Consider the following 23811-nt stretch of genomic DNA (forward strand, 5'->3'; position numbering starts at 1 on the left):
GCGGCATGAACAGTCAACCCATCGATTTTCGCCACACCCTCGTGGCGAAACATCCGGAACGCTTAAGCCAGATCCGTTACCTGCTGGCAGACAGCGGCCTTGGCCTGGACAACGACATCACGCTGTTTGTCGAAGCCTGGTCCGGCTCGCAGCTGGTGGGTTGCGCAGGGCTTGCTGCCAACGTCATCAAATGCGTGGCGGTCAACGAGCAGCTTCGCGGCGAGAACCTCAGCGCGCGGCTGCTGGCAGAGGTGGAAAATGCGGCGCTGGAGTGCGGCCATTTTCACCTCTTCCTCTGCACCCGTCCGTGCAACCGGGAGCGCTTTGCCCGCAGCGGCTTCTGGCCGATTGCCCAGAGCGGAAACAACGCGGTGCTGATGGAGAACACCCCGCAGGGGATCGAACGCTACTGCCGTTCCCTGCGCGCGAAGCGCAAGTGCGGGGAGAACGTTGGCGCGATAGTGATGAACGCCAATCCGTTCACCCTCGGCCACCGCCATCTGGTGGAGCAGGCGGCGCAGCGGTGCGATGCCCTGCACCTGTTCGTGGTGCGTGAAGACGCCTCGTTCTTCCCGTTCAGCGCGCGCCTCGAGATGGTGCGCGCGGGCGTAGCGCATCTGCCGAACGTGTTGGTGCATGAAGGCTCGCAGTACATCATCTCCCGCGCCACCTTCCCGGCCTACTTCCTGAAGGAGACCGGCAAAGTGCAGCAGGCGTGGAGCGAGATCGACGTGCTGATCTTCCGGGACTTCATCGCCCCGGCGCTCGGCATCACGCACCGCTTCATCGGCTCGGAGCCGTTCTGCGATATCACCCGCCAGTACAACCAGACGCTGCACGACCTGCTGGCCTCGCATATCGAGGTGGTGGAAATGCCGCGCATCAAGGCCACCGGCAACGCTATTTCAGCGTCCGAAGTGCGCCGCTTACTGAAGACACAGCAGTTTTCCCGGATCCGGGAGATTGTCCCGGACTCCACCTTCGCGCATCTCGAAACGCATTACCGTGCGAGTGCGGAAGTCGCTTAACTACCAGGAATTTATCATGAAAATTGTAAGGGAGGCGCTGGCCGGAACGCAGGAGTCCAGCGACCTGATGGTGAAAATCGCTCCCGCTCACGGCGAGCTGGAGATAGTCATCCACAGTGAAGTGATTAAGCAGTTTGGCGAGCAGATTCGCCAGGTGGTCAACGACACATTGCGCGCCATGAACGTGCACCAGGGATTAATCATTATTGAAGACAAAGGGGCGCTGGACTGTGTGATCCGCGCCCGCCTGCAAAGCGCGCTGATGCGTGCCGCCGATGAACAGGCCATCAACTGGGGGGCGCTGAAATGAGCAAACTCCGCCGCAGCATGCTGTTCCTGCCGGGCGCTAACGCCGCCATGCTCTCAACCGCCTTTATCTACCGTCCCGACTCCATCATGTTTGATCTTGAGGACGCCGTCGCCCTGCGCGAGAAGGATACCGCGCGCATGCTGGTGTTCCACGCCCTGCAGCACCCGATGTATCAGGATATCGAAACCGTAGTGCGTATTAACCCGCTCAGCACGCCATTTGGCCTGCTGGATCTGGAAGCCGCCGTGCGGGCCGGCGTGGACGTGATCCGCCTGCCGAAAACCGACACGCCGGACGATATCTACGAGCTGGAAAGCCATCTCGAGCGTATCGAACAGGAGTGCGGCCGCGAGGTTGGCTCCACCCGCGTGATGGCGGCGATTGAATCGGCCATTGGCGTCATCAACGCCGTGGCGATTGCCCGCAGCTCTCCGCGCCTCATCGGGATTGCGCTGGCCGCCTTTGACTACGTGATGGACATGCAGACCGAGCGCGGCGACGGCACCGAGCTGTTCTACGCCCGCTGTGCCGTGCTGCACGCCGCCCGCGCGGCGGGCATCGACGCCTTCGACGTGGTGTGGTCAGACGTTAACGACGAGGCCGGGTTCCTGCGCGAGGTCGATCTGATCCGCAAGATGGGCTTTAACGGCAAATCGCTGATTAACCCGCGCCAGATTGACCTGCTGCACAACGCCTACGCCCCGACTCAGGAAGAGGTGGATCACGCCAAAAGGGTGATTGAGGCGGCAGAAGAGGGTGAGCGTAACGGCCTGGGCGTGGTGTCGCTCAACGGCAAAATGGTGGATGCACCGATTATTAACCACGCGCAGGTGGTGCTGGAGCGCGCGGCGGCCTCCGGCGTGCGTCGGTAAGGATAAAATAATGGATCAGACAGAACTTCTTCACGTGAACTTCCCCCATCTGCGGGACTTAAAACCCTTTGATACCGCCCACAGCGCCACGCCGTGGCTGGCGGACAGCGACGCGAAGCACAGCCGCAAGCTCTGCGCCTCTGTTGAAGAGGCGGTTAAGCGTTGCGGCCTGCAGGACGGGATGACCATCTCCTTCCACCACGCGTTTCGCGAAGGCGACCGGGTGATCAACACCGTCGTGGCGCTGCTGGCGCGAATGGGCTTCAAAAACCTGACGCTGGCCTCCAGCTCGCTGATGACCTGTAACGACGCACTGATCGAGCATATCGAAAGCGGCGTCATCACCCGGATTTACACCTCGGGCATGCGCGGCAGGCTGGCGGATGCCATCTCCCACGGGCTGATGGACGAGCCGGTGCAAATTCATTCCCACGGCGGGCGCGTGAAGCTGCTTCAGGACGGCGAGCTGAATATCGACGTAGCGTTTCTCGGCGTGCCGTGCAGCGATGAATTTGGCAACGCCAACGGCACGCACGGCAAATCGTGCTGCGGCTCGCTGGGCTATGCGATGGTGGACGCGCACTTCGCCCGCAAGGTGGTACTGCTGACCGAAGAGCTGGTGCCGTTCCCCAATATGCCCGCCAGCCTGGTTCAGGACCAGGTGGACTACATCGTGCAGGTTGAAAGCGTGGGCGACCCGGCGAAAATCAGCGTCGGCGCGGCGCGCGTCACCAGCAACCCGCGCGAGCTGATGATCGCCCGCTATGCGGCGGACGTGATTGAACACTCCGGCTACTTCAAACCGGGATTCTCGATGCAGACCGGCTCCGGCGCGGCGGCGACCGCCTGCACGCGCTTTATGGAAGAGAAGATGGAGCGCAGCGGCGTGAAGGCGCGCTTTGCGCTCGGCGGCATCACCGGCAGCCTGGTGGATTTACACGAGAAGGGGCTCATCGAAAAGCTGCTCGATACCCAGTGCTTTGACGGTCAGGCGGCGGCCTCGCTGGCGCGCAACCCGAACCACGTGGAGATCTCCACCAACGTTTACGCCAACCCCGGCAGCAAGGCTGCAAGCTGCGACCAGCTCGACGTGGTGATCCTCAGCGCTCTCGAGATCGACGTCGATTTTAACGTCAACGTTATCACCGGCTCCGACGGCGTGATGCGCGGCGCGTCCGGCGGACACTGCGACGTGGCCGCCGCGGCAAACCTGACCATCGTCGTCGCGCCGCTGCTGCGCAGCCGTATTCCGACGGTAGTGAAGCGCGTCACCACGCGCCTCACGCCGGGTGAGAGCATCGACGTGCTGGTCACCGACCACGGCATTGCGGTCAACCCGGCGCGCCCGGAGATCCGCGAGCGCCTGCTGGAAGCCGGGCTCAAAGTTGTGGATATCAGCGCGCTTTACGAGCGGGCGATTTCCCTGACGGGCGTACCGAAACCGATTGAATTTACCGACAAAATCGTCGGGGTGATCCGCTACCGCGACGGCAGCGTGATCGACACCGTGCGACAGGTAAAGGAGTAGTTATGACAATAGCGACACCCGTGCGGGCGGGTGTCAGCCTGGACGAACTGCTGGCGGCGAAAGAGCGCCGCGCAGCGCGCCAGGCTGACATGCTTGAGCACTATCAACAACCGGTGATTTCCCTCACGCTGGTCACGCCAGGGGAAATCAAAGACAGCCTGCGCTATCGCAATACCATGGGCGTGGCGCTGCAAATGTGCGACCAGCTGCTGTGGGAAAACCGCTGGCAGGTGCTGGACCGTCAGGTGCTGTGGCTCCCGACCGGGCCAGAAGCCCTGTGGTGCGTGGCCCATCCCGCGGTGGAAATCAAAGCGCACTGCGCGGAGCTGGAGCAGACGCACCCGCTCGGCAGGCTGTGGGATCTGGACGTGATCTGCCCTCAGCACGGCCACGTCGGGCGTCAGTCGCTGGGGGCGAATCTCAGACGCTGCCTGATCTGCGACGAACCCGCTCATGCCTGTTCCCGTTCGCGCAATCACCCCCTTGAGCAGGTGGTTTCCCGCGTGGAGAAGACGATCGATGACTGGTTTGCTCGCGACTAAACCGCGCCCGGTTGACGTGCCCGCGCTTGCCGAGGCGGCGCTATGGCAGGAGCTGGAGCTGACGCCCAAGCCGGGGCTGGTGGACAAGCTCAATAACGGTTCCCATCGCGATATGGACCACGCGCTGTTCGTCCGCAGCATTGCGGCGATAACGCCGTGGTTTTCGCGCTTTGCCGAACTCGGTAACGCGCATGCGGATAAACCCGCTGACGCACTGCTTCGCATTATCCGCCCGATGGGGATGGCCTGCGAGCAGGCGATGTACGCCGCGACGAACGGAGTGAACACCCACAAGGGCGGGATTTTTGCCCTGGGTTTACTGTGCTTCGCTGCCGGACGTGTGAAAAATATCTCCGCAGATAGCCTCTGTTGTGAGGTGAGTAACATCTGCAGCGGGCTGGTGTCGCGGGAACTGGCCGCGCGCAGCGGACAGGCGACGGCGGGCGAGCGGCAGTTTCAGCTGTACGGCTTAACCGGCGCGCGCGGAGAGGCGGAAAGCGGCTTTGCGACGGCGCGTAAGGCGCTGGCGCAGTGGAGCGGACTGTCGCTTCACGGCCTGCTGTTGCGCCTGATGGCGGTTAATCAGGACAGTAATCTCGTCTCACGCGGCGGCATTGAAGGGCTACGCTACGTTCAGGGATACGCGCGGGAATTACTGGCGAGTGGCTGGGATCGCGAGGCGCTGCTTAAGATGGATAAGGCATTGATTGAACGCAATCTGAGCCCGGGCGGCAGCGCGGATTTACTGTCAGTGGGGTGGGTGCTCTCTGCAATAAAATAGCCGGGTGGCGGCTTCGCCTTACCCGGCCTACGGTCTGGTTTTGTAGGCCCGGTAAGCGCAGCGCCACCGGGCACAACAATCAATGCGTGATCGGCTGCGCACCGTGCGGCTCGCGCACGTGCTTGTACTTGAACAGCGCGATGAACGCGAAGAACAGCACCAGCGAGTACGCCGCGAAGATCAGCCAAACGGGCTGCCAGTTGGTGATGCCGTTGGTGGTGTACATCTCAACCACTTTACCGCTTACCACGCCGCCCAGAATACAGCCGAAGCCGTTGGTCATCATCAGGAACATACCCTGCGCGCTGGCGCGGATTTCAGGCTTCACCTCTTTTTCCACAAACACCGAACCAGAGATGTTGAAGAAGTCGAAGGCGCAGCCGTAAACAATCATCGACAGCACCAGCAGCACGGTACCAAACGCGCTCGGGTCACCGTAGGCGAACAGGCCGAAGCGCAACATCCATGCTGCGATACTGATCAGCATGACGTTTTTGATGCCGTAGCGGCTCAGGAAGAACGGGATGGTCAGGATGAACAGCGTCTCAGAGATCTGAGAGATGGACATCATCACCGACGCATGTTCAACGATAAAGCTGCCGGAGAACAGCGGGTTGTTATCGAAGCTGTGCAGGAAGGTGTTGCCGAACATGTTGGTGATCTGCAGCTCTGCGCCCAGCAGCATGGAGAAGATAAAGAAGATCGCCATGCGTTTGTTTTTAAACAGCGCGAACGCGTCCAGGCCGAGCATGGTGCTCCAGCTCTGGTTTTTCTGCTGGTTAGAAACCGGAATGGTTGGCAGCGTCAGGGTGAAGATCGCCAGCACCACGGAGAGCGCCGCACCGATATAGAGCTGCATATGGCTCAGTTCGAAGCCCGCGAAGCTCACGCCCCACATCGCCATGATAAAGCCGATGGTACCCCAGATACGGATTGGCGGGAAATCGGTCACGATATCCAAATCCGCGGATTTCAGGCGGTAGTAGGAGATGGTGTTGATCAGGCCAAGCGTTGGCATATAGGCCAGCGAGTTAAGCAGGATCACCATGAACATCGCCCCCGGCGTGGTCACCTGGGCTGCCATAAACAGCGTCCCCGCGCCCACCAGATGGCAAAGCATGTACAGCCATTTCGCACTCAACCATTTATCCGCCACGATGCCCAGCAGCGTTGGCATGAAGACAGCCGCAATACCGAGCGAGCTGTATACGGCACCGATTGACGCACCGTCGAACTTGAGCGTCACAAACATATAGGAGCCGAGTGTGGTCAGCCAGCTACCCCACAGGCAGAACTGCAGAAACGACAATATTTTAAGCTGCAGCTTAAGGTTCATGTTACTTTCCTCACAAGTGAGCGGGAGATATGTTGTTTTGGGAACATTCAGGGTTGTTATTTGATGCAATTCTATCAGTTGGCAACAATATGTTTTGTTACCTCCCGCAAAAAAATGCAATCCACATTAATTTGCAGTTTGGATTGTGATGCAAATAACATTTTCGTATGGGTGGGGTTGGATAGGTGCGGCCTGATGCCCTCACCCTGACCCTCTCCCACAGGGATAGGGGAAACAGAACACCTTCTCCCAGAGGGGAGAAGGTGTGCCGATCACCGGCGACGATAGTTCTTCTGCGCCGTATTCACCTTATACAGATAGCGACGGGATTCCGCAGACGGGTGACGAGTGGTGAGGGTAGAGTAGACATCCCCCGGCGCCATGCTGTTGATGATGTTCGCGGCCTGCACTTTGTCATTCGAGAAGACGCGCAGCACGCTGCCCGCGCCGCCGTTATAGGCGGTGATCACCGCATAGCGGCGCGACGTTGGGTTATCAATTCCGCCCAGGTACACATTGTTCAGCATCGCCAGGTAGGCGGTGCCGGTATCAATGTTGCTCTGCGGATCGAACAGATAGCTGCGGCTCGGCGTGCCGGATTTCCCCTGCGCGCGGAAGACGTCTTTACCGGCGCTGTGCTGCACAACCTGCATCAGCCCCAGGGCGTCGGAACGGCTCACCGCGTACGGGTTGAACGAGGATTCGGTCTGCATAATCGCCAGGATCAGCGACTCATCCACGCCGTACTTGCGCGAGGCCTGACGCACCATCCCAATGTACTTATGCGCACGCTTGTCGAGGTGGTTCGGGACGAGGTTGATGGTGACGCTGTAGATAATCTTCAGACCGTTAGAGCGGCTTTTCAGGCGCGTCTGCAGCAGGTAGTCGGCAAATTTCGTGGCGCGACCTTCCCAGCGGATCGGCTGACCGGTCTGATCGACGACCTGGCCGTACAGGAACGGCTCTTTCGAGATAGTGATATCGTCGGCATCGGAGTAGAGATCGATAGAACCCGGATCGTCACCCATCAGCAGGGTTTTGACGATCGCCTGACGCAGTCGTGCCGCAGGGTCGGTGCCTGCGATGGTCTCAATCGTGATCGTACCCTCATCAAAGTTGATGTGGCTACGGGTCTGATAGGCGTCGGTGTACTTAACGTAGTCCTTAGGTCCGGCAATAAGAACTTCGTTAAATCCCCATATGTTCTCGATGTTGTGGGCAAACTGCCCCATCAAAATGTCAAAACCGTTGGTGTCCTTGATCCAGGCTTCGTTGTAATCTTCGCCTTTTTTTGACGAACACGAGACAAGCAACGGCGCAACAAGGGCTAGCGCTAAAAGTTTTTTCATCATTCCGGGAGTGCGTGTTGTGTTTGCTTTAACGGCGGGGTTTCCCCCGCACGCTGTTATTTTTCCGGTGGCGTATAGCCTTCGATGTGCACGTCTTTACCTTCGAACAGGAAGCTCACCATCTCCTGCTCCAGCAGCTTGCGGTGTTCCGGGTTCATCATGCTGAGTTTTTTCTCGTTGATCAGCATGGTCTGCTTTTTCTGCCACTGTCCCCAGGCTTCTTTGGAGATTTCATTGTAGATGCGTTTACCCAGGTCGCCCGGATAAAGCTGGAAATCCTGGCCTTCAGCGTCACGCTGCAGGAAAGTACAAAAAATCGTTCTGGCCATACTCATTCCTCTTTTTCTTGTCGATGCTAAACCATTGCACCGGCACGTAATTGCTGTAACAGGCGCTCCACGGGAGCCGCCAGTCCGACTGATGGCGGTTGCGCTAAGTTATACCAGAGAGCGGTGCCTTCATCCATGCACGAGGCAAATGACGACACGGGAAGCCACATGGGTACAATGTCCAGGTGGAAATGGCTGAACGTATGGCGAAACGCGGTCAGCTGCGTCAGGTTATCGGCAGCAATCCCGCGCTGTTTAAGCCATTCACGCAGCAAATCTTCATCTTCAAACTGTGGGAAGCAGTATAGACCACCCCACAGACCGCTCGGTGGACGCTGGGCGAGGAAGACCTCGTCGCCGTGCTGCATCAGCAGCATATAGCCGGTGCGCTCCGGCAGCGTCTGTTTGGGTTTCTTACCTGGATATTGCGCCCATGAATGGTTGGCATACGCCACGCAGAGATTATTCACCGGGCAGAGTTCGCATTTCGGTTTTGAGCGCGTGCAGACCAGCGCGCCGAGATCCATCATCGCCTGGTTGAAACGCTCGACGCCGTTGGCCGGGGTGACCGCTTCACTTATTTCCCAAAGGCGTTTTTCGACGTCCTTCTTCCCCGGCCAGCCGTCGACGGCGTAGCAGCGTGCCAGCACGCGCTTCACGTTGCCGTCGAGGATCGGGAAATGCTTCCCTAAAGACAGGGAGAGAATGGCGCCTGCGGTTGAACGTCCTACACCGGGCAAGTCCGCCACCTCGTTGAAGGTTTCCGGGAATTTCCCGTTGTGGCGCGTCGCGACCTGCTGTGCGGCCTTGTGAAGGTTACGCGCCCGGGCGTAATAGCCAAGACCGGTCCACAGGTGCAGGACCTCGTCCAGCGGCGCGTTGGCCAGATCGGTCACCGTCGGGAAGCGCGCCATAAAACGCTCGAAGTAAGGGATCACCGTGGCGACCTGCGTTTGTTGCAACATCACCTCGGAGAGCCATACTTTGTAAGGTGTTTTTTCAATTTGCCAGGGCAGGGTTTTACGCCCGTATTTGTCGTACCAGTCCAGCACCTGGGCTGAAAATTGAGAGGCTTGCATGGTCATCGATTCGCATAATCAGGGACGCAGATTGCAGCACAGCGTCAATCTGCTGTAAACCGGATCTTTCCCATGCTTGCATAGAAGCCTTAACTTTGGATAATGCCCGTTTCCCGAACATTCTCACAAGCAGACAACTCTTTTATGAAAAACGACGTCATTTCACCGGAATTTGATGAAAACGGTCGCCCGCTGCGCCGTATTCGCAGCTTTGTCCGCCGTCAGGGCCGCCTGACAAAAGGGCAGCAACATGCGCTGGACAACTACTGGCCGGTGATGGGCGTTGAGTTCAGCGAGCAGCCTCTGGACTTTACCGAACTGTTCGGCCGCGAAGCACCCGTCACGCTGGAGATCGGGTTTGGTATGGGCACCTCGCTGGTGGCCATGGCGAAAGCGCGACCGGAGCAGAACTTCCTCGGTATCGAAGTCCACTCCCCGGGCGTGGGTGCATGCCTGGCAACGGCCCATGAAGAGGGCGTTGAGAACCTGCGCGTGATGTGTCACGACGCGGTGGAAGTGCTGCATAAAATGATTCCTGACAATTCTTTAACCATGGTTCAGCTCTTTTTCCCTGACCCGTGGCACAAAGCACGTCATAATAAACGCCGTATCGTTCAGGCGCCGTTTGCCGAGCTGGTGAAAAGTAAGCTGAAGCTGGGCGGTGTCTTCCATATGGCGACCGACTGGGAACCGTATGCGGAACATATGCTGGAAGTGATGTCGTCGCTGGACGGGTATAAAAACCAGTCTGAGAGTAACGATTATGTACCGCGTCCGGAATCGCGTCCGGTAACGAAATTTGAACAGCGTGGCCACCGTCTTGGTCACGGTGTATGGGACTTAATGTTCGAGAGGGTGAAATAATGGCAAAGAATCGTAGCCGTCGTCTGCGTAAAAAGATGCACATCGAAGAATTCCAGGAAGTGGGCTTCTCCGTTGCGTGGCGTTTCCCGGAAGGCACCAGTGTAGAACAGATCGATCAGGACGTGGATGCGTTCATCAATGACGTGATTGAGCCAAACAAGCTGGCCTTCGACGGTAGCGGCTACCTGGCCTGGGAAGGTCTGATCTGCACCCAGGAAGTGGGTAAATGCACCGAAGAACATCAGGCCCTGGTACGTAAATGGCTTGAAGACCACAAGCTCGAAGATGTCCGCGTCAGCGAACTTTTTGACGTTTGGTGGGACTAATAAAGCAGTAAGGGGCCAGCATTAGCTGGCCCATTTTGTCTGAGGGAGTGTTTAAGATGCGCAAAACGTTGCTGGCTGTTGCTTTGATGGCAACCGGATTCACCGCCCATGCGGATTATCAATGTAGCGTCACCCCGCGTGATGACGTGGTGTTAAGCCCGCAAACCGTGCAGGTCAAAGGCGAGAACGGCAATCTGGTGATTACGCCGCAGGGGAACGTCACCTTTAACGGCAAGCAGTACAACCTGACTGCCGCACAGCGTGAGCAGGCGAAAGACTATCAGGCCGATTTGCGTACCGCGCTGCCATGGATTAATGAAGGCGCGCTGACCCGCGTTGAGAAAAGCCGCGTCGCGCTGGATAAGATCATCACCAAAGAGGTGGGTGAGAGCAGCAATATGCGCACCCGCCTGACGAAGCTGGACAAGCAGCTTAAAGAGCAGATGAACCGCATTATCGAGACGCGCTCCGACGGCCTGACGTTCCACTACAAGGCGATCGATCAGGTCCGCGCTGACGGGCAGCAGCTGGTGAATCAGGCGATGGGCGGCATCCTGCAGGACAGCATCAACGAAATGGGGGCAAAAGCCGTGCTGAAGGGCGGCGGTAACCCGCTGCAGGGCGTGCTGGGCAGCCTAGGCGGCTTGCAGACCTCCATTCAGAACGAGTGGAAGAACCAGGAAGATGATTTCCAGCAGTTCGGCAAAGACGTGTGTAAACGCGTGGTGTCGCTGGAAGATAGCCGGAAGGCGCTGGTGGGGACGCTTAAGTAAGATCTCTGCGCGCTGGGCCCCTCACCCCGGCCCTCTCCCCATGGGAGAGGGTGTAATCGTTCCCTCTCCCTGTGGGAGAGGGTTAGGGTGAGGGCATCAGGCATTGCAGTCGTTGCAGAATAGCTATCAACACCTCCTCCTCATTAGCCCTGAATTCATTATTCCAGAACCGCAAAACTTCCCAGCCGTTTGCGTTTAAGAATGCTGTTCTTCGTAAGTCATACGCCTCTTCATTCTGATGCTGACCCCCGTCCAGCTCAACGATCAGCTTTGCCTTAAAGCAGGCGAAATCCACGATGTACGGACCAACAGGCTTCTGCCGACGAAACTTATACCCAAAGAAGCGACGACCCCTGAGCAAATACCAGAGGCGTAATTCTTCGGGCGTCATTTGTTTGCGGAGTTGTTTTGATTTTTCCATCCCCACACTCTGCCAGCCTTTCCCTCAGCCGGCAGAGCGGGATGCAAAATCCTGAATCAGCCTTCAGGATTCTTCGGCGAGGAACAGCTCAAGAAGAGAGTTTAAGAACAGCTTGCCGTGCTCGGTGATCTGCCAGTATTCCTCGCTCTCGGTGAGATACCCCTGCGCCAGCGCCTCGTCGATCTGCGGGCGAATCACCGATTCCGGCAGCCCGGTGTAACGCGCAAATTCCGCGCGCGGCGCGGCTTCCAGCAGACGGAAGCGGTTCATAAAGAACTCAAACGGTTTATCCGCCGCCTCGACGTCGTGCTGACGCTCCAGGTAACGCCCTTCCATATACCCGCGCGGGTGGCGGGTTTTAGCGGTGCGCAGAATGCGCCCGTCCGGGAAGGTCACCTTGCCGTGCGCGCCGCAGCCAATTCCCAGGTAATCGCCAAAGCGCCAGTAGTTCAGGTTGTGCTGGCACTGGTAGCCCGGCTTCGCATATGCGGACGTTTCATACTGCTGATAGCCCGCAGCGGTCAGCAGCCTGTGACCCTGCTCGAAGATATCCCACAGCGCGTCGTCGTCCGGCAGCACCGGCGGGCGGGAACCGAACAGCGTGTTTGGCTCGATGGTGAGCTGGTACCACGACAGGTGCGGCGGGTTCAGTTCGATCGCCTGGCGCAGGTCGTCCAGCGCCTCTTGCAGAGACTGATCCGGCAGGCCGTGCATCAGATCGAGGTTAAAGCTGCGAAGGCCCAGCCCGGTCGCCAGGTGTGCCGCGCGCTTTGCCTCTTCCGGGCCGTGAATGCGCCCCAGACGTTTCAGCTTCGGCTCGCTAAAGCTCTGCACGCCGATGGAGATGCGGTTCACGCCCGCGCGCTGATAGTCGACAAAACGGTCGGCCTCAACGGTGCCGGGGTTGGCTTCCATCGTAATTTCCGCATCCGCCGCCAGGTTCAGGCGCGCACGCACGCCGTCCAGCAGCGTCTGCATCGCCGGGCCGGACAGCAGGCTCGGCGTACCGCCACCAATGAAAATGGTCTTAACTTCACGTCCCTGTGCGTAAGCGACATCGGCGTCCAGGTCGGCCAGCAGATGCGCAACGTAGTCATCGTGCGGCACTTCGCCCTTCAGCGCGTGCGAGTTGAAATCGCAGTACGGGCATTTCTGCACGCACCACGGGATGTGAATATACAGACTCAGAGGCGGCAAATTAGCCATTACGCAGTGCTTCCAGTAACAGTTTCAGCGCGCGTCCACGGTGGGAAATCGCGCTTTTCTCTTCGCGGGTCAGTTCCGCAGCGGTTTTGCCCTCGGTCGGGACAAAGAAAATCGGGTCGTAGCCAAAGCCGCCGTTGCCAGCTGCTTCATGGGTAATCACGCCCGGCCAGCTGCCGTGGCAGACAATCGGCGTCGGGTCTTCCGCGTGGCGCATATAGACCAGCACGCAGTGGAACTGCGCGGTGCGCTGTTCGTCCGGTACGTCTTTCAGGGCGACAAGCAGCTTTTCCAGATTCTGCTGGTCGGTGGCGTCAACGCCGGAATAGCGCGCAGAGTAAATCCCCGGCGCACCGCCGAGAAAATCCACGGCCAGGCCGGAGTCGTCGGCAATCGCGGGCAGGCCGGTAATCTGCGCGGCGTGGCGCGCTTTCAGGATCGCGTTTTCGATAAACGTCAGCCCCGTCTCTTCGGCGGAATCCACGCCAAGATCGGTCTGGGCGACCACGTCCAGCCCAAAATCATTTAATAGCGAGGCCAGCTCGCGCACTTTACCGGCGTTGCCGGTCGCGAGAACAACTTTCTGCATGGTTTAGTCCTGTTCTTTCACAGCCGCGACTTCCGTCGGGATAGATTGCGGATTAAGGATTTTTACCTGTTTATGTCGCCCAAGTTCACCTTTTTCAATGATGACCTGGCTTTTGGCGACGCGAAACTGTTTTGCCAGATATTTGGTCAGATGCGCGTTCGCCTGGCCGTCAATCGGTGGGGCGGTGATGGCGACTTTCAACTCGTCGCCATGCAGCCCGACAATACCGTCACGGCTGGCTTTCGGCTGAATATACAGCCGCAAAACCAGCCCGTCAGCGCAGGTGCTTACGGCACTCATAGCGCCATCCACAGCCCCGGCAGCAGCATATCGCCCGTGGACTGTAACAGCTCAGCGATCCCCATATTTACCACGTACAGCAGCAGAACCAGGATCATCGGCGAGAAATCAATACCGCCCATCGAAGGCAGCAGGTTGCGAATCGGGCGCAGCAGCGGCTCGGCCAGTTGGATCAGCGCATATTCTACCGGACTACGGCCCTGGCTCACCCAGCTCATGATGGCCATGACCAGCAGCACCCAGAAAATCAGCAGGCCGATGGTTTTGATTAAAATCAGGACCGCAGCAATCCAGATAATCGGCTGGAAGGTGATGACCATAAACAGCACGATCGCTTTGATAACGCTCAGAATAAACGCCACCAGCAGAGACGAACTGTCGATGGGACCCATCGCCGGGATAACGCGGCGCAGCGGTCCGACAACAGGTTGCGTGATTTTCACGACAAACTGCGAGAACGGATTGTAAAAATCACAGCGGGCCCACTGCATCCAGACGCGCAGCAAAAGCGCCATCGTATACAGCTCAAGCACTGTTGAGAGCAGGAAAGTCAACGTCTTCATGGCGTTCCTCAGGTTTCCTTATTATTTTGAGTAGTCGCGCGCACCGAAAATTGCCGTGCCGATGCGCACCATAGTGCTGCCTGCCGCGATGGCGGCTTCCATATCATCCGACATGCCCAGTGAAAGCGTGTCTACCGTGTTATAGCGCGCTTTAAGCGCCTCAAATGCTACAGCCATTTGCTGTGCCACGGCAAACTGCCTTTCATAACTTGACTCAGGCGCAGGAATGGCCATCAGCCCGCGCAGGGTCAAGCGCGGCAGTTCGGCCACCTCGGCGGCCAGCGCCTCCAGCTCGCTCAGCGCAATGCCGGACTTGCTGTTTTCGTCGCTGATGTTGATCTGAATAAGCACGTTGAGTGCCGGCATTTCTGCCGGACGCTGGTCATTCAGACGGGTAGCGATACGCAGGCGGTCGATGGTGTGGCACCAGTCGAAGTGCTCTGCCACCAGACGGCTTTTGTTCGACTGCAGGGGGCCAATAAAGTGCCACTGCAGATCCGTATTTCCCTGTTCCTGGAAGTAGCGAATTTTATCCACGCCTTCCTGCACGTAGTTTTCACCAAACGCCCGCTGGCCTGCATCAATAGCTTCTGCGATGGCGCTCGCAGGCTTGGTTTTGCTGACTGCAAGCAGCGTAATTTCTTCTGAAGCACGGCCGCAACGCGCTGCGGCGGCTGAGATTTTGTCCCGGACCTGTGCCAGGTTATGCGCAATGTCGTTCATTTTCCGAGGAGTAGTCTATGGATGTGGAAGAAATTGTGGCCCTTAGTGTAAAGCATAACGTCTCCGATCTACACCTGTGCAGTGATTCGCCACCGCGCTGGCGCAGATTAGGCCGGCTTGAACCCGCTCCCTTTCAGCCTCCCGACGTTGGGGCGTTATTAAAAACGTGGCTTAACGATGAGCAGCAGGGGATATGGTGGGTAAAGGGGCAGGTGGATTTTGCCGCGACGGTAACAGGAGGCCAGCGCCTGCGCGGCAGTGCCTTTAAGCAGATGAGAGGTGTTTCTGTGACGCTGCGGCTGTTGCCGCGTAGCTGCCCGCAACTCTCTTCGCTGGGCGCGCCGCGGGTAATCCCGGAGCTGTTATCCAATGACGCCGGGCTGATTCTGGTCGCGGGGGCGACCGGCAGCGGCAAATCCACTACGCTGGCGGCGATGGTCGATTTTCTCAACCACCATGCTGACGGCCATATCCTCACGCTTGAAGATCCGGTGGAGTTTATCTACCAGAGCGAACGTTGCCTGATCCAGCAGCGGGAGATAGGTCAGCACAGCCCGTCATTTGCCGAAGCGCTGCGCAGCGCCTTACGCCAGGATCCGGACGTTATTCTGCTGGGGGAGCTGCGCGACAGCGAAACGATCCGCCTGGCGCTGACGGCGGCGGAAACCGGACATCTGGTGCTGGCGACGCTGCATACGCGCGGGGCATCGCAGGCGATTGAGCGGCTGGTCGATACGTTCCCGGCGCAGGAGAAAGATCCGGTGCGTAACCAGCTGGCCGGCAGCCTGCGGGCGGTGCTGGCGCAGAGGCTGCTTCCCGATCTGCAGGGCGGGCGCGTCGCGTTGTATGAACTGCTGGTGAACACTGCGGCGGCGGCGAATTTGATTCGTGAAGGGAAAACGTGGCAACTGCCCGGCATCATCCAGACCGGTCAGCAGGCAGGAATGCAGAACTTTGACCAGAGCCTGGCGGAGAGACGGGCGCAGGGGCGGCTGTAGGCCCCTGTGGTTAAAAGCCCTGGTCGAAATAGCTTTCGAGGATAATCACGGCAGAAGCGGAGTCCACGCTGCCTTTGTTGAGCGCCCGGAAGCCGCCGTGCTCAAACAGGCCCGCGCGCGCTTCGACGGTGCTAAGACGCTCGTCGTGAAGCTTCACGGAGACGCCAAAGCGGCCATGGATTTTATTGGCGAACTTACGCGCCCGGGCGGTAAGCGGCTGTTCTGTACCGTCCATGTTCAGCGGGAGCCCAACAATCACGTCATCCGGCTGCCACTCTTTGAGCAGACGCTCGATAAGATTCCAGTCTGGCGTGCCGTCGTTGGCCTTCAGGGCCGTAAGCGGACGCGCGGTACCGGTGATGCGCTGACCCACGGCGACGCCAATGCTTTTAGTACCAAAATCGAAGGCCAGAAGCGTTCCGCTCATCAGGCGTGCCCCGCTACGCCAGGCATGGTCAGGATATCAATGCCAATCAGCTTCGCCGCGTCACGCCAGCGATCGGCGATCGGGGTTTTAAACAGGATATTCATGTCCGCAGGCGCGGTAAGCCAGGCGTTATCGAGGATCTCTTGCTCAAGCTGGCCTTTCTCCCACGACGAATAGCCCAGCGCCACCAGCACTTCAGAAGGCTGCTCAGCGGTGCCCAGCGTTTCAAGCACGTCGCGCGAGGTCGTGATGACGGTGTTATCCGAAATTCGAATACTGGAAGAGAATACCGGCGGCGTATGCAGGATAAAGCCGCGATCTTCTGCAAGAGGTCCACCCAGCATCACGGGTTTATCAAGCCGGATTTCCGGCAGTCGCGCTTCAGCCGGTATTTTCAGCTTGTCCAGAATTCCTTCAACCTGAAGATTTTCCAGTGGTTTATTGATGATAATACCCATCGCGCCGTCTTCATTGTATTCACAAATATAAACCACGGCGCGGCGAAAAATCGGGTCCTGGAGAGCAGGCATGGCAATAAGAAAGTGATGCTGTAAATTCATTGTCAGAGGTACTGTTTCCTGGTTTAAAAAGCGACAGCGCCCAGTATGGGGACAAACACAGGCGCTGTCACTAATAGTATTGTTAGGTTATTTCTGTAAACGTTTTTCGATAGCGTCCATCAGCATTCCGGTGATCGAAATCGGGAATTCCGCTTCAATTTCACGAATGCAGGTCGGGCTGGTGACGTTCACTTCGGTGAGACGATCGCCGATGATATCCAGGCCAACGAAGATCAGGCCTTTGGCTTTCAGCGTCGGACCAACGCGGCGGGCAATTTCCCAGTCGCTTTCGGTCAGCGGGCGCGGCTCACCGCGGCCACCGGCCGCCAGGTTCCCGCGGGTTTCGCCACCCTGCGGGATACGCGCCAGGCAGTAAGGAACCGGTTCGCCATCTACCACCAGAACGCGTTTATCGCCGTCTTTGATCGCCGGAATATAGTTTTGCGCCATGCAGTAGCGCGTACCCAGTTCGGTCAGCGTTTCGGCAATCACGCCAATGTTCGGGTCGCCTTCTTTCACGCGGAAAATCGACGCGCCGCCCATGCCGTCCAGCGGCTTCATGATGATATCGCCGTGCTTCTGCCAGAATTCTTTCAACTGGGCTTTGCTGCGGGTCACCAGGGTTTCCGGCGTAAGGTCAGAGAACCAGGCGGTGTAGAGCTTCTCGTTGCAGTCGCGCAGACTCTGCGGCTTGTTGACGATCAGCGTGCCTTTCTCTTCAGCACGTTCAAGGATGTAGGTGCTGTAGATGTATTCGGTGTCGAACGGCGGATCTTTACGCATCAGGATGACGTTGAGATCGGCCAGGGCAATATCCTGCTCGGTGCCGAACTCGTACCATTTGTCGTAGTTCTGCTCGACGTTAACGATGCGGGTGCGCGCGCGGGCTTCACCGTTGATCAGGTAAAGATCGTTCATCTCCATATAGTGGAGTTCATAGCCGCGACGCTGCGCTTCCAGCAGCATGGCGAAGCTGGAATCTTTCTTGATGTTAATGTTTGCGATGGGGTCCATCACGATGCCGAGCTTGATCATGTTCTTCTCCGTTAATGCTTCAACCCAGATCGCCAAACCGTACCTGTAGCGCGGTAATGGCCGTGAGTGCCGTTGTCTCAGTGCGCAGAACGCGAGGTCCCAACAGAATATCAGTAAACTGGTAACGTGCCGTCATCGCAATTTCATCCGCCGACAGGCCGCCTTCGGGGCCAATCAGCAGGCGTACGCGCTCAACGGGCAGAGGTAGCGTATTGATGCTGGCGCTGGCGCGCGGATGAAGATTGAGCTTCAGCCCGCTCTCCTCTTCTGCACACCAGTCCTCCAGATCCATCGCCGGGCGGATCTCCGGAATACGGTTGCGGCCACTCTGTTCGCAAGCCGCAATGGCAATTTTCTGCCACTGCTGGATCTTTTTGTTCAGACGTTCCGCATCCAGTTTAACGCCACAGCGTTCAGAAAAAAGTGGCGTAATGAGGCTTACACCCAGTTCAATGGATTTCTGAATGGTGAACTCCATTTTCTCGCCGCGCGACATCACCTGGCCCAGATGGATGTGCAGCGGTGATTCCCGGTCAGCCACTTCGCCACGCAGGACGTTAACGTGTACGCTTTTTTTATCAGACCGCGTGATTTCCGCGTCGAAAACCTGGTTCGAGCCGTCGAACAGCTGTATTGCCTGACCTGCGCCCATGCGCAGCACGCGGCCAACGTGGTTGGCGGCGTCATCAGACAGGGCGATTTCGCGGCCTGCGGTAATCAGTTCAGGATGGTAAATGCGGGGAATGCGCATAGTCAGAAATTCCATGTGTCATGCGATATAAGCGAATTGCCGTAGTGTAGGTTAGCTCTTTTGCGCCTGGCAAGCCCGCTGGACGTAAGGGTTGTGATTCCCCTGGACTCTGGCGATGCGTTCGTCGCGCTGGCATTCCCACTCCGTCACCGGGTACTGCTTGTCCCAGGCATTGAACAGCTGCGTCTGCTGGCGGGAGAGGTTGAGGTCGTAACGGTCACGCATATAGAAGTAGGTGCGGGCAATGCTGCCGCGCGCGCGGGCAGGGGGCTCGGCGACTTTCTCTTTAAAATCAACCTTCATACCGCACTGGCCGTACTGGCCTTCGCCACCGTTCCACTGGCTGTACATGAAATTACCCCGGTCTCCGTTCACTTCACCGACGGCAGGCTGCAGGTTATGCATATCGCTTTCCATCTGGCGATAAACCGGATCTTTGGCGCAGTTTTTACGTCCGCCATCCTGCCAGCACTGGCGCTGGTGGCCAAACTGCCAGGCCGGAACGACATGTTCCCATTCAATGCGGCTGGCGCGGTTTTCGTTTTTACGCACCTTATAGCCGCAGGACTCAAGGTCAACGACCCCTTTTTTACCCTGCCAGTTAATTTTACAGCCGCAGTAGAAATCGCCCGGCACATCGGCGTTCACCTTCACGCCTGCTGCCTTGGCCTGGGAAAAACTGTTGATACCGTCGGCCAGAGCATGGCCTGAGAGCGCCGTCGTCAGAAAGGCGACCGCGAGAGAAAAATTACGGGACATCTTACACTCCGTGTCAAAACGAGCCCGCAACGTAACGAATGTTGTTCCCGTATGCAATCAGTCAGATCAGGAAAGTTCCTGAAAGTTCAGATGATTATTCCGCAACCAGCGGCTCGCCGCATTTGACGCAGCGGTAGGTCGCCTCGCCGCGCACCACGCGATTATGGCGGCGGACGGTAAGCTGGTGCTGCTGACACTGGCAGCGGTAGGGGAAGGTATTGCGGCGCACCGATTCCAGCTCGAACTGATGGGTACGGCGTGCCGGAACGCCGAGCACCGCTTCCATCATCCACTTCCACTCCTTGCCGTGGGGCGCGACGCGTCCGAAGTGTTTCCACACCAGCAGATGCGCCAGCTCGTGCGGTACCACTTCCTCGATAAACGCCTGCTGGTTTTCCATCATCAGCACCGGGTTAAGGCGGATCTCATAGGGCTCGAGCCAGGCAGTACCCGCTGCGGTTCCGCGCTGCTGATATACGATCTTAGGTTCAGGGTAATTACGGCCGAGCTTCAGGTTCGCCTGGGCGAGTTTTTCCCGCAGGCTGCGCATAACGGCTTGCTGAACGGCAATGGGGAGACGGGGTGCTTTCATAGGGGCAGAGCATAAAGCGCGAAGCGGGGAGGCGCAAGAGGCGCCTCCCGCATGAGGATCAGTCGTGGGCGCCGATTTCGCGCAGCGGACGACCTTTCATCAGGTTACGTTCAATATGTTCCAGAGAAACGTGTTTGGTTTCTGGAACCAGCCAGATAGTCAGCACAATAAAGAAGATGTTCAGACCAGCGTAGACCCAGAAGGTGTTCGCGTTGCCCAGGGTATTGAGCATGGTCAGGAACGTTGCGCCGACGATCATGTTGGCAATCCAGTTGGTTGCGGTAGAGCAGGTGATACCAAAATCACGCCCTTTCAGCGGCTGGATCTCAGAGCACAGCACCCAAATCAGCGGGCCGGCGCTCATCGCAAACCCGACGATAAACATCAGCAGCATGCCGACCGCAAAGTACTGGGCGGTTGGTGAGTGAATGCCCACATGCATCATGGTACCGAGGACACCCATACCGGCCGCCATCACCAGGAAGCCCAGCGTCAGGGTTGGCTTACGTCCCCAGCGGTCCACCAGGCCGATGGCGATGAAGGTCGCCAGCACGTTGGTCAGACCCACGATGACGGTCCCCCACATCTGCTCGGTGGTGTTGGTATAGCCCGCCAGCTCAAAGATTTTTGGCGCGTAATACATGATGACGTTCATCCCGGTGAACTGCTGCATCACCTGAAGCAGGACGCCGAGGAACACCGCGCGGCGGAAGTTGCTGTTCTCTTTAAACAGCGCCCAGCCGGACTGCTTGACCTTCAGGCTTTCGCGGATCTCTTCCAGCTCGTTTTTCGCTTCGGCGCTGGTGTCGCGCAGGCGCATCAGTACGCGTTCGGCATCGTGGAATCGACGTTTGGCGGCGAACCAGCGCGGGCTGTCCGGCAGGAAGAAGACGCCAATCAGCAGCAGAATGGCCGGGATGATGATCACGCCGAGCATCCAGCGCCATGCGCCGCTGTAGCTAAACGCGGTGTCGGAAAGGTACGCGCCCAAAATACCGATGGTGATCATGAGCTGGTACATCGAAATCATACTGCCGCGGATTTTCTCCGGCGCGATTTCAGACAGGTAAAGCGGGGCGGTATAGGACGCCACGCCCACGGCCAGGCCGAGCAGCACGCGGGAAACCAGCAGAACCTCAACGTTAGGCGCAGCGGCAGAGAAGAGTGAACCGGCAACGAACAGGATCGCGCCGATCATCAGGCTCTTTTTACGCCCGAGCTTGAAGGAGAGCCAGCCGCTGCCGACGGCACCCACTGCGGCGCCAAACATCATGGAGCTGACCACCCACTCCTGGGTGTGAGCGCTGATCTGGAACTCGTCAGTGATGAAAGGTAATGCACCGGCAATCACGCCGATATCCAGGCCAAAAAGTAATCCTGCCAGGGCGGCGAGGAAACAGACGAAGAATGTCATCGCCTTGTTGGACGTACGCCCCTGTTTTTTATTGTCAGGCATTATGCCCTCCAGTTGGGTTATCAGTTTTATTGATGTAAAGGGTAGGTGAGTGACCCGTAAAAATATGTGAGATTAATCACATAGGTGTAATCGGTTACACTAGCGTGCAACCGTAAAAATAATTAAAGCTTTGAAAATATAGAGGTAAACGAGGTGATATGCATCGCGAAAGAACACATTTCAGACTTAACTGAAAGGCGATGTAACAGCAGAAGAAAGGCGATCATGCAAAGAGAATATTCTGAAAGCGAGGCGCATCCGGTGCGGTGTAATCGGTACCATATGTGCACCTTTGCGGCGCCACCTACAAAAAAAGGCCAGCCCGAAGGCTGGCCTTTTATCACGCAGATGTCAGTCGATTACTTCAGACCGGCAGCTTCACGCAGCAGGGCGGCTTTGTCGGTTTTTTCCCATGGGAAATGTTCACGACCAAAGTGACCGTATGCCGCGGTTTCTTTGTAGATTGGGTGCAGCAGATCCAGCATCTGAATCAGGCCGTATGGACGCAGGTCGAAGAACTCGCGCACCAGCAGCGTCAGCTGTTCTGAAGGCACTTTCTCGGTACCGAAGGTTTCAACCATGATGGAGGTTGGCTCAGCTACGCCGATCGCGTAGGAAACCTGGATCTCACAGCGGTCAGCCAGGCCGGCTGCAACGATGTTTTTCGCCACATAACGTGCCGCGTACGCCGCAGAACGGTCAACTTTAGACGGATCTTTACCAGAGAACGCACCGCCACCGTGACGCGCCATGCCGCCGTAGGTATCAACGATGATTTTACGACCGGTCAGACCGCAGTCGCCCATTGGGCCGCCGATAACGAAGCGTCCGGTTGGGTTGATGAAGAATTTGGTCGCAGAGCTCAGCCATTCGGTCGGCAGAACAGGCTTGATGATTTCTTCCATCACTGCTTCCTGCAGGGATTTCTGATCGATATCTTCGGAATGCTGGGTAGAAAGCACTACCGCGTCAATCCCAACGATTTTGCCGTCGTCATACTGGAAGGTGACCTGGCTTTTCGCATCCGGGCGCAGCCACGGCAGGGTGCCGTTTTTACGCACTTCAGCCTGACGCTGCACCAGACGGTGTGCGTAGGTGACCGGTGCTGGCATCAGCACGTCGGTTTCGTTGGTTGCATAGCCGAACATCAGGCCCTGGTCGCCCGCGCCCTGTTCCAGCGGATCGGCACGGTCAACGCCCTGGTTGATGTCTGGAGACTGTTTGCCAATCGCGCTCAGAACCGCGCAGGAGTTGGCATCAAAGCCCATATCAGAATGCACATAGCCGATCTCACGCACCGTGTTACGGGTGATCTCTTCGATATCAACCCATGCGCTGGTGGTGATCTCACCGCCAACCAGAACCATGCCGGTTTTGACATAGGTTTCGCACGCTACGCGCGCTTTAGGATCCTGCGCCAGGATCGCATCCAGCACCGCATCGGAGATTTGGTCAGCAATTTTATCAGGATGTCCTTCTGATACGGACTCGGACGTAAACAGGTGTTTTGCCATGTTTTATTTCACCTAAGAGGAATTTGGTTAGCTCAAGCTGCTGTGCGGAATAGCCAAAGGAGATAATTCTACCAAGGCCTGCAGGTTTTTGACACTGGCAGTATGAGTGTTAATCAGTATAGATGGATTAACATCTGGACGGCTATTTTAGGTCACTTCTTCGCCCGATTTCCAGTTTTTTTTGACTAACCTCTCACTCAGTTGAAATTGCTGCTGGCAATAATTCCTGACGGCCCCGGCAACACGCACATTTATCTTTTGCTTTTTACCCCTGTTCTCGGTATAAAACGCGGCGCGCGGCTCATATAAAATAAGCGCTCGATGAACTCATCGTGTCGCCACTTCCAGCCGGGTTAAGCAGTGAACTTTTAGCTTTGGCTTGTGGTCCGTTTCAACAGAGGCGGCCGTGGAGGTGATACGAGATAATGAACCATCGTTTTCCGCACATTCAGCGCAGCCGTTCTGGCGCGTATTTGATTCCCGCAACCCGCATTTCTAGTCTGCAAACCTGCCGATGTTATACCCATCTCGGCGCTTCTCAGGATTCCAGGGCCGGTCACGCTTTGTGAAAACTGAACAAGGGCGCTCTTGTTAATACAAGAGTTTTCTCGTGGTTTCGCCGAACCTTGTCATACAGAGTTCGGATACGTGTTTTACAATGATATGAATAAGAAACCGGTCGCACGGTCTGGTTTTCAGCATACTCTGCTGGGAAACGGAGCCGTTTATGGGTTGTTATCGCCGTATAACGCTGCGATAGTAGTCAACTGTTTTACACTTATTACAAAGAGTTGAGGTTCGCT

29 protein-coding genes are annotated in these 23811 nt (G+C 57.5%); 11 read left to right on the forward strand and 18 right to left on the reverse strand.

The features are described 5' to 3' along the window. Positions 1-5: 5 nt before the first annotated feature. Genes citC through citG form a run of 6 tightly spaced genes read left to right on the forward strand, consistent with a single transcriptional unit; the run spans position 6 to position 5061 of the window. Entirely contained in the window at positions 6-1028 is a 1023-nt protein-coding gene (gene citC, locus UR289_RS09410; RefSeq protein ID WP_033146620.1) for a [citrate (pro-3S)-lyase] ligase, read from the forward strand. A 16-nt stretch (positions 1029-1044) separates the two neighbouring features. Continuing rightward, positions 1045-1338, forward strand: a complete 294-nt coding sequence (citD, locus tag UR289_RS09415; RefSeq protein WP_008499773.1) for a citrate lyase acyl carrier protein — start codon at positions 1045-1047, stop codon at positions 1336-1338. Next, positions 1335-2210 (forward strand): citrate (pro-3S)-lyase subunit beta, encoded by an 876-nt coding sequence (gene citE, locus UR289_RS09420; protein ID WP_069303293.1) that lies wholly within the window; start codon positions 1335-1337, stop codon positions 2208-2210. The genes citD and citE overlap by 4 nt, the downstream gene beginning before the upstream one ends. A gap of 10 nt (positions 2211-2220) precedes the next feature. After that, positions 2221-3738, forward strand: a complete 1518-nt coding sequence (gene citF, locus UR289_RS09425; RefSeq protein WP_320709853.1) for a citrate lyase subunit alpha — start codon at positions 2221-2223, stop codon at positions 3736-3738. Positions 3739-3740: 2 nt separating this feature from the next. After that, entirely contained in the window at positions 3741-4280 is a 540-nt protein-coding gene (gene citX, locus UR289_RS09430; protein ID WP_087823215.1) for a citrate lyase holo-[acyl-carrier protein] synthase, read from the forward strand. Further along, complete coding sequence (gene citG, locus UR289_RS09435) at positions 4258-5061, forward strand: triphosphoribosyl-dephospho-CoA synthase CitG (protein WP_087823216.1); 804 nt, start codon at positions 4258-4260, stop codon at positions 5059-5061. Before citX ends, citG begins: the two co-directional genes overlap by 23 nt. Before the next feature lie 79 nt (positions 5062-5140). Here citG and UR289_RS09440 read toward each other — a convergent pair whose 3' ends face one another. The 4 genes from UR289_RS09440 to mutY all read right to left on the reverse strand — a co-directional run bounded on the left by UR289_RS09440 (position 5141) and on the right by mutY (position 9154). Continuing rightward, positions 5141-6397 carry a nucleoside permease gene (locus tag UR289_RS09440; protein WP_320709855.1) on the reverse strand — a complete coding sequence of 419 codons (1257 nt, stop codon included), beginning with the start codon at positions 6395-6397 and terminating at the stop codon, positions 5141-5143. Positions 6398-6669: 272 nt separating this feature from the next. Further along, positions 6670-7746 (reverse strand): membrane-bound lytic murein transglycosylase MltC, encoded by a 1077-nt coding sequence (gene mltC, locus UR289_RS09445; RefSeq protein WP_033146615.1) that lies wholly within the window; start codon positions 7744-7746, stop codon positions 6670-6672. Positions 7747-7802: 56 nt separating this feature from the next. Then, complete coding sequence (locus UR289_RS09450; RefSeq protein ID WP_023309138.1) at positions 7803-8075, reverse strand: oxidative damage protection protein; 273 nt, start codon at positions 8073-8075, stop codon at positions 7803-7805. A 26-nt stretch (positions 8076-8101) separates the two neighbouring features. Then, the gene (gene mutY / locus UR289_RS09455) at positions 8102-9154 is read right to left on the reverse strand and encodes an A/G-specific adenine glycosylase (RefSeq protein WP_172620502.1); all 1053 of its coding nucleotides are present in this window, start codon (positions 9152-9154) and stop codon (positions 8102-8104) included. 144 nt (positions 9155-9298) lie between these two features. Here mutY and trmB point away from each other — a divergent pair, with 144 nt between their 5' ends. The 3 genes from trmB to UR289_RS09470 are packed head-to-tail and all read left to right on the forward strand — an operon-like array spanning position 9299 to position 11117. Beyond that, positions 9299-10018, forward strand: a complete 720-nt coding sequence (gene trmB / locus UR289_RS09460; protein WP_033146613.1) for a tRNA (guanosine(46)-N7)-methyltransferase TrmB — start codon at positions 9299-9301, stop codon at positions 10016-10018. Continuing rightward, positions 10018-10344 (forward strand): YggL family protein, encoded by a 327-nt coding sequence (locus UR289_RS09465; RefSeq protein WP_014885198.1) that lies wholly within the window; start codon positions 10018-10020, stop codon positions 10342-10344. The genes trmB and UR289_RS09465 overlap by 1 nt, the downstream gene beginning before the upstream one ends. A gap of 56 nt (positions 10345-10400) precedes the next feature. Beyond that, a complete protein-coding gene (locus UR289_RS09470; protein ID WP_024906551.1) occupies positions 10401-11117 on the forward strand; it encodes a DUF2884 domain-containing protein in 717 nt (238 codons plus the stop codon). 82 nt (positions 11118-11199) lie between these two features. Here the strand turns inward: UR289_RS09470 and UR289_RS09475 are convergent, their stop codons facing one another. The 6 genes from UR289_RS09475 to UR289_RS09500 all read right to left on the reverse strand — a co-directional run bounded on the left by UR289_RS09475 (position 11200) and on the right by UR289_RS09500 (position 14916). Next, positions 11200-11538 carry an endonuclease domain-containing protein gene (locus tag UR289_RS09475; protein ID WP_087823217.1) on the reverse strand — a complete coding sequence of 113 codons (339 nt, stop codon included), beginning with the start codon at positions 11536-11538 and terminating at the stop codon, positions 11200-11202. A gap of 63 nt (positions 11539-11601) precedes the next feature. After that, positions 11602-12744, reverse strand: coding sequence for a radical SAM family heme chaperone HemW (gene hemW / locus UR289_RS09480; protein WP_320709859.1), 1143 nt, complete (start codon positions 12742-12744; stop codon positions 11602-11604). Further along, positions 12737-13330, reverse strand: coding sequence for an XTP/dITP diphosphatase (locus UR289_RS09485; protein ID WP_320709862.1), 594 nt, complete (start codon positions 13328-13330; stop codon positions 12737-12739). Before UR289_RS09485 ends, hemW begins: the two co-directional genes overlap by 8 nt. A gap of 3 nt (positions 13331-13333) precedes the next feature. After that, entirely contained in the window at positions 13334-13630 is a 297-nt protein-coding gene (yggU, locus tag UR289_RS09490) for a DUF167 family protein YggU (protein WP_320709864.1), read from the reverse strand. Next, positions 13627-14193 carry a YggT family protein gene (locus UR289_RS09495; RefSeq protein ID WP_224979626.1) on the reverse strand — a complete coding sequence of 189 codons (567 nt, stop codon included), beginning with the start codon at positions 14191-14193 and terminating at the stop codon, positions 13627-13629. Before UR289_RS09495 ends, yggU begins: the two co-directional genes overlap by 4 nt. Before the next feature lie 21 nt (positions 14194-14214). Further along, positions 14215-14916, reverse strand: coding sequence for a YggS family pyridoxal phosphate-dependent enzyme (locus UR289_RS09500; protein WP_320709867.1), 702 nt, complete (start codon positions 14914-14916; stop codon positions 14215-14217). A 17-nt stretch (positions 14917-14933) separates the two neighbouring features. On the opposite strand from UR289_RS09500, the gene UR289_RS09505 reads away from it, so the two are divergent. Beyond that, the gene (locus UR289_RS09505; protein WP_320709869.1) at positions 14934-15914 is read left to right on the forward strand and encodes a type IV pilus twitching motility protein PilT; all 981 of its coding nucleotides are present in this window, start codon (positions 14934-14936) and stop codon (positions 15912-15914) included. 10 nt (positions 15915-15924) lie between these two features. Here UR289_RS09505 and ruvX read toward each other — a convergent pair whose 3' ends face one another. The 8 genes from ruvX to metK all read right to left on the reverse strand — a co-directional run bounded on the left by ruvX (position 15925) and on the right by metK (position 23008). After that, the gene (gene ruvX, locus UR289_RS09510; protein WP_029739223.1) at positions 15925-16341 is read right to left on the reverse strand and encodes a Holliday junction resolvase RuvX; all 417 of its coding nucleotides are present in this window, start codon (positions 16339-16341) and stop codon (positions 15925-15927) included. Further along, positions 16341-16901, reverse strand: a complete 561-nt coding sequence (locus tag UR289_RS09515) for a YqgE/AlgH family protein (protein ID WP_008499752.1) — start codon at positions 16899-16901, stop codon at positions 16341-16343. Before UR289_RS09515 ends, ruvX begins: the two co-directional genes overlap by 1 nt. Before the next feature lie 87 nt (positions 16902-16988). Then, positions 16989-17936: a glutathione synthase gene (gshB, locus tag UR289_RS09520; protein WP_033146605.1), complete on the reverse strand. Its 948-nt coding sequence runs from the start codon at positions 17934-17936 to the stop codon at positions 16989-16991. 19 nt (positions 17937-17955) lie between these two features. Then, positions 17956-18687: a 16S rRNA (uracil(1498)-N(3))-methyltransferase gene (gene rsmE / locus UR289_RS09525; protein ID WP_320709872.1), complete on the reverse strand. Its 732-nt coding sequence runs from the start codon at positions 18685-18687 to the stop codon at positions 17956-17958. Between the two features lie 51 nt (positions 18688-18738). Beyond that, positions 18739-19446, reverse strand: coding sequence for a deoxyribonuclease I (gene endA, locus UR289_RS09530; protein ID WP_023333343.1), 708 nt, complete (start codon positions 19444-19446; stop codon positions 18739-18741). Between the two features lie 94 nt (positions 19447-19540). Next, positions 19541-20038: a SprT family zinc-dependent metalloprotease gene (locus UR289_RS09535; protein ID WP_033146604.1), complete on the reverse strand. Its 498-nt coding sequence runs from the start codon at positions 20036-20038 to the stop codon at positions 19541-19543. Between the two features lie 58 nt (positions 20039-20096). Continuing rightward, positions 20097-21494 (reverse strand): galactose/proton symporter, encoded by a 1398-nt coding sequence (gene galP, locus UR289_RS09540; protein WP_023309123.1) that lies wholly within the window; start codon positions 21492-21494, stop codon positions 20097-20099. A 359-nt stretch (positions 21495-21853) separates the two neighbouring features. After that, positions 21854-23008: a methionine adenosyltransferase gene (gene metK, locus UR289_RS09545; RefSeq protein WP_010435443.1), complete on the reverse strand. Its 1155-nt coding sequence runs from the start codon at positions 23006-23008 to the stop codon at positions 21854-21856. A 663-nt stretch (positions 23009-23671) separates the two neighbouring features. On the opposite strand from metK, the gene yqgB reads away from it, so the two are divergent. Beyond that, positions 23672-23803, forward strand: coding sequence for an acid stress response protein YqgB (gene yqgB / locus UR289_RS09555; RefSeq protein WP_127341063.1), 132 nt, complete (start codon positions 23672-23674; stop codon positions 23801-23803). Positions 23804-23811 lie beyond the last annotated feature (8 nt).

It is taken from the genome of Enterobacter sp. 302C9 (genome assembly GCF_034106085.1).
Lineage (GTDB): Bacteria > Pseudomonadota > Gammaproteobacteria > Enterobacterales > Enterobacteriaceae > Enterobacter > Enterobacter asburiae_B.

Excerpts from the sequence above, each read along its gene's own strand:
- citC (WP_033146620.1), top strand. The coding sequence starts at position 6 with ATGAACAGTCAACCCATCGATTTTCGCCACACCCTCGTGGCGAAACAT.
- citD (WP_008499773.1), top strand. The coding sequence starts at position 1,045 with ATGAAAATTGTAAGGGAGGCGCTGGCCGGAACGCAGGAGTCCAGCGAC.
- citE (WP_069303293.1), top strand. The coding sequence starts at position 1,335 with ATGAGCAAACTCCGCCGCAGCATGCTGTTCCTGCCGGGCGCTAACGCC.
- citF (WP_320709853.1), top strand. The coding sequence starts at position 2,221 with ATGGATCAGACAGAACTTCTTCACGTGAACTTCCCCCATCTGCGGGAC.
- citX (WP_087823215.1), top strand. The coding sequence starts at position 3,741 with ATGACAATAGCGACACCCGTGCGGGCGGGTGTCAGCCTGGACGAACTG.
- citG (WP_087823216.1), top strand. The coding sequence starts at position 4,258 with ATGACTGGTTTGCTCGCGACTAAACCGCGCCCGGTTGACGTGCCCGCG.
- UR289_RS09440 (WP_320709855.1), bottom strand. The coding sequence starts at position 6,397 with ATGAACCTTAAGCTGCAGCTTAAAATATTGTCGTTTCTGCAGTTCTGC.
- mltC (WP_033146615.1), bottom strand. The coding sequence starts at position 7,746 with ATGAAAAAACTTTTAGCGCTAGCCCTTGTTGCGCCGTTGCTTGTCTCG.
- UR289_RS09450 (WP_023309138.1), bottom strand. The coding sequence starts at position 8,075 with ATGGCCAGAACGATTTTTTGTACTTTCCTGCAGCGTGACGCTGAAGGC.
- mutY (WP_172620502.1), bottom strand. The coding sequence starts at position 9,154 with ATGCAAGCCTCTCAATTTTCAGCCCAGGTGCTGGACTGGTACGACAAA.
- trmB (WP_033146613.1), top strand. The coding sequence starts at position 9,299 with ATGAAAAACGACGTCATTTCACCGGAATTTGATGAAAACGGTCGCCCG.
- UR289_RS09465 (WP_014885198.1), top strand. The coding sequence starts at position 10,018 with ATGGCAAAGAATCGTAGCCGTCGTCTGCGTAAAAAGATGCACATCGAA.
- UR289_RS09470 (WP_024906551.1), top strand. The coding sequence starts at position 10,401 with ATGCGCAAAACGTTGCTGGCTGTTGCTTTGATGGCAACCGGATTCACC.
- UR289_RS09475 (WP_087823217.1), bottom strand. The coding sequence starts at position 11,538 with ATGGAAAAATCAAAACAACTCCGCAAACAAATGACGCCCGAAGAATTA.
- hemW (WP_320709859.1), bottom strand. The coding sequence starts at position 12,744 with ATGGCTAATTTGCCGCCTCTGAGTCTGTATATTCACATCCCGTGGTGC.
- UR289_RS09485 (WP_320709862.1), bottom strand. The coding sequence starts at position 13,330 with ATGCAGAAAGTTGTTCTCGCGACCGGCAACGCCGGTAAAGTGCGCGAG.
- yggU (WP_320709864.1), bottom strand. The coding sequence starts at position 13,630 with ATGAGTGCCGTAAGCACCTGCGCTGACGGGCTGGTTTTGCGGCTGTAT.
- UR289_RS09495 (WP_224979626.1), bottom strand. The coding sequence starts at position 14,193 with ATGAAGACGTTGACTTTCCTGCTCTCAACAGTGCTTGAGCTGTATACG.
- UR289_RS09500 (WP_320709867.1), bottom strand. The coding sequence starts at position 14,916 with ATGAACGACATTGCGCATAACCTGGCACAGGTCCGGGACAAAATCTCA.
- UR289_RS09505 (WP_320709869.1), top strand. The coding sequence starts at position 14,934 with ATGGATGTGGAAGAAATTGTGGCCCTTAGTGTAAAGCATAACGTCTCC.
- ruvX (WP_029739223.1), bottom strand. The coding sequence starts at position 16,341 with ATGAGCGGAACGCTTCTGGCCTTCGATTTTGGTACTAAAAGCATTGGC.
- UR289_RS09515 (WP_008499752.1), bottom strand. The coding sequence starts at position 16,901 with ATGAATTTACAGCATCACTTTCTTATTGCCATGCCTGCTCTCCAGGAC.
- gshB (WP_033146605.1), bottom strand. The coding sequence starts at position 17,936 with ATGATCAAGCTCGGCATCGTGATGGACCCCATCGCAAACATTAACATC.
- rsmE (WP_320709872.1), bottom strand. The coding sequence starts at position 18,687 with ATGCGCATTCCCCGCATTTACCATCCTGAACTGATTACCGCAGGCCGC.
- endA (WP_023333343.1), bottom strand. The coding sequence starts at position 19,446 with ATGTCCCGTAATTTTTCTCTCGCGGTCGCCTTTCTGACGACGGCGCTC.
- UR289_RS09535 (WP_033146604.1), bottom strand. The coding sequence starts at position 20,038 with ATGAAAGCACCCCGTCTCCCCATTGCCGTTCAGCAAGCCGTTATGCGC.
- galP (WP_023309123.1), bottom strand. The coding sequence starts at position 21,494 with ATGCCTGACAATAAAAAACAGGGGCGTACGTCCAACAAGGCGATGACA.
- metK (WP_010435443.1), bottom strand. The coding sequence starts at position 23,008 with ATGGCAAAACACCTGTTTACGTCCGAGTCCGTATCAGAAGGACATCCT.
- yqgB (WP_127341063.1), top strand. The coding sequence starts at position 23,672 with ATGAATAAGAAACCGGTCGCACGGTCTGGTTTTCAGCATACTCTGCTG.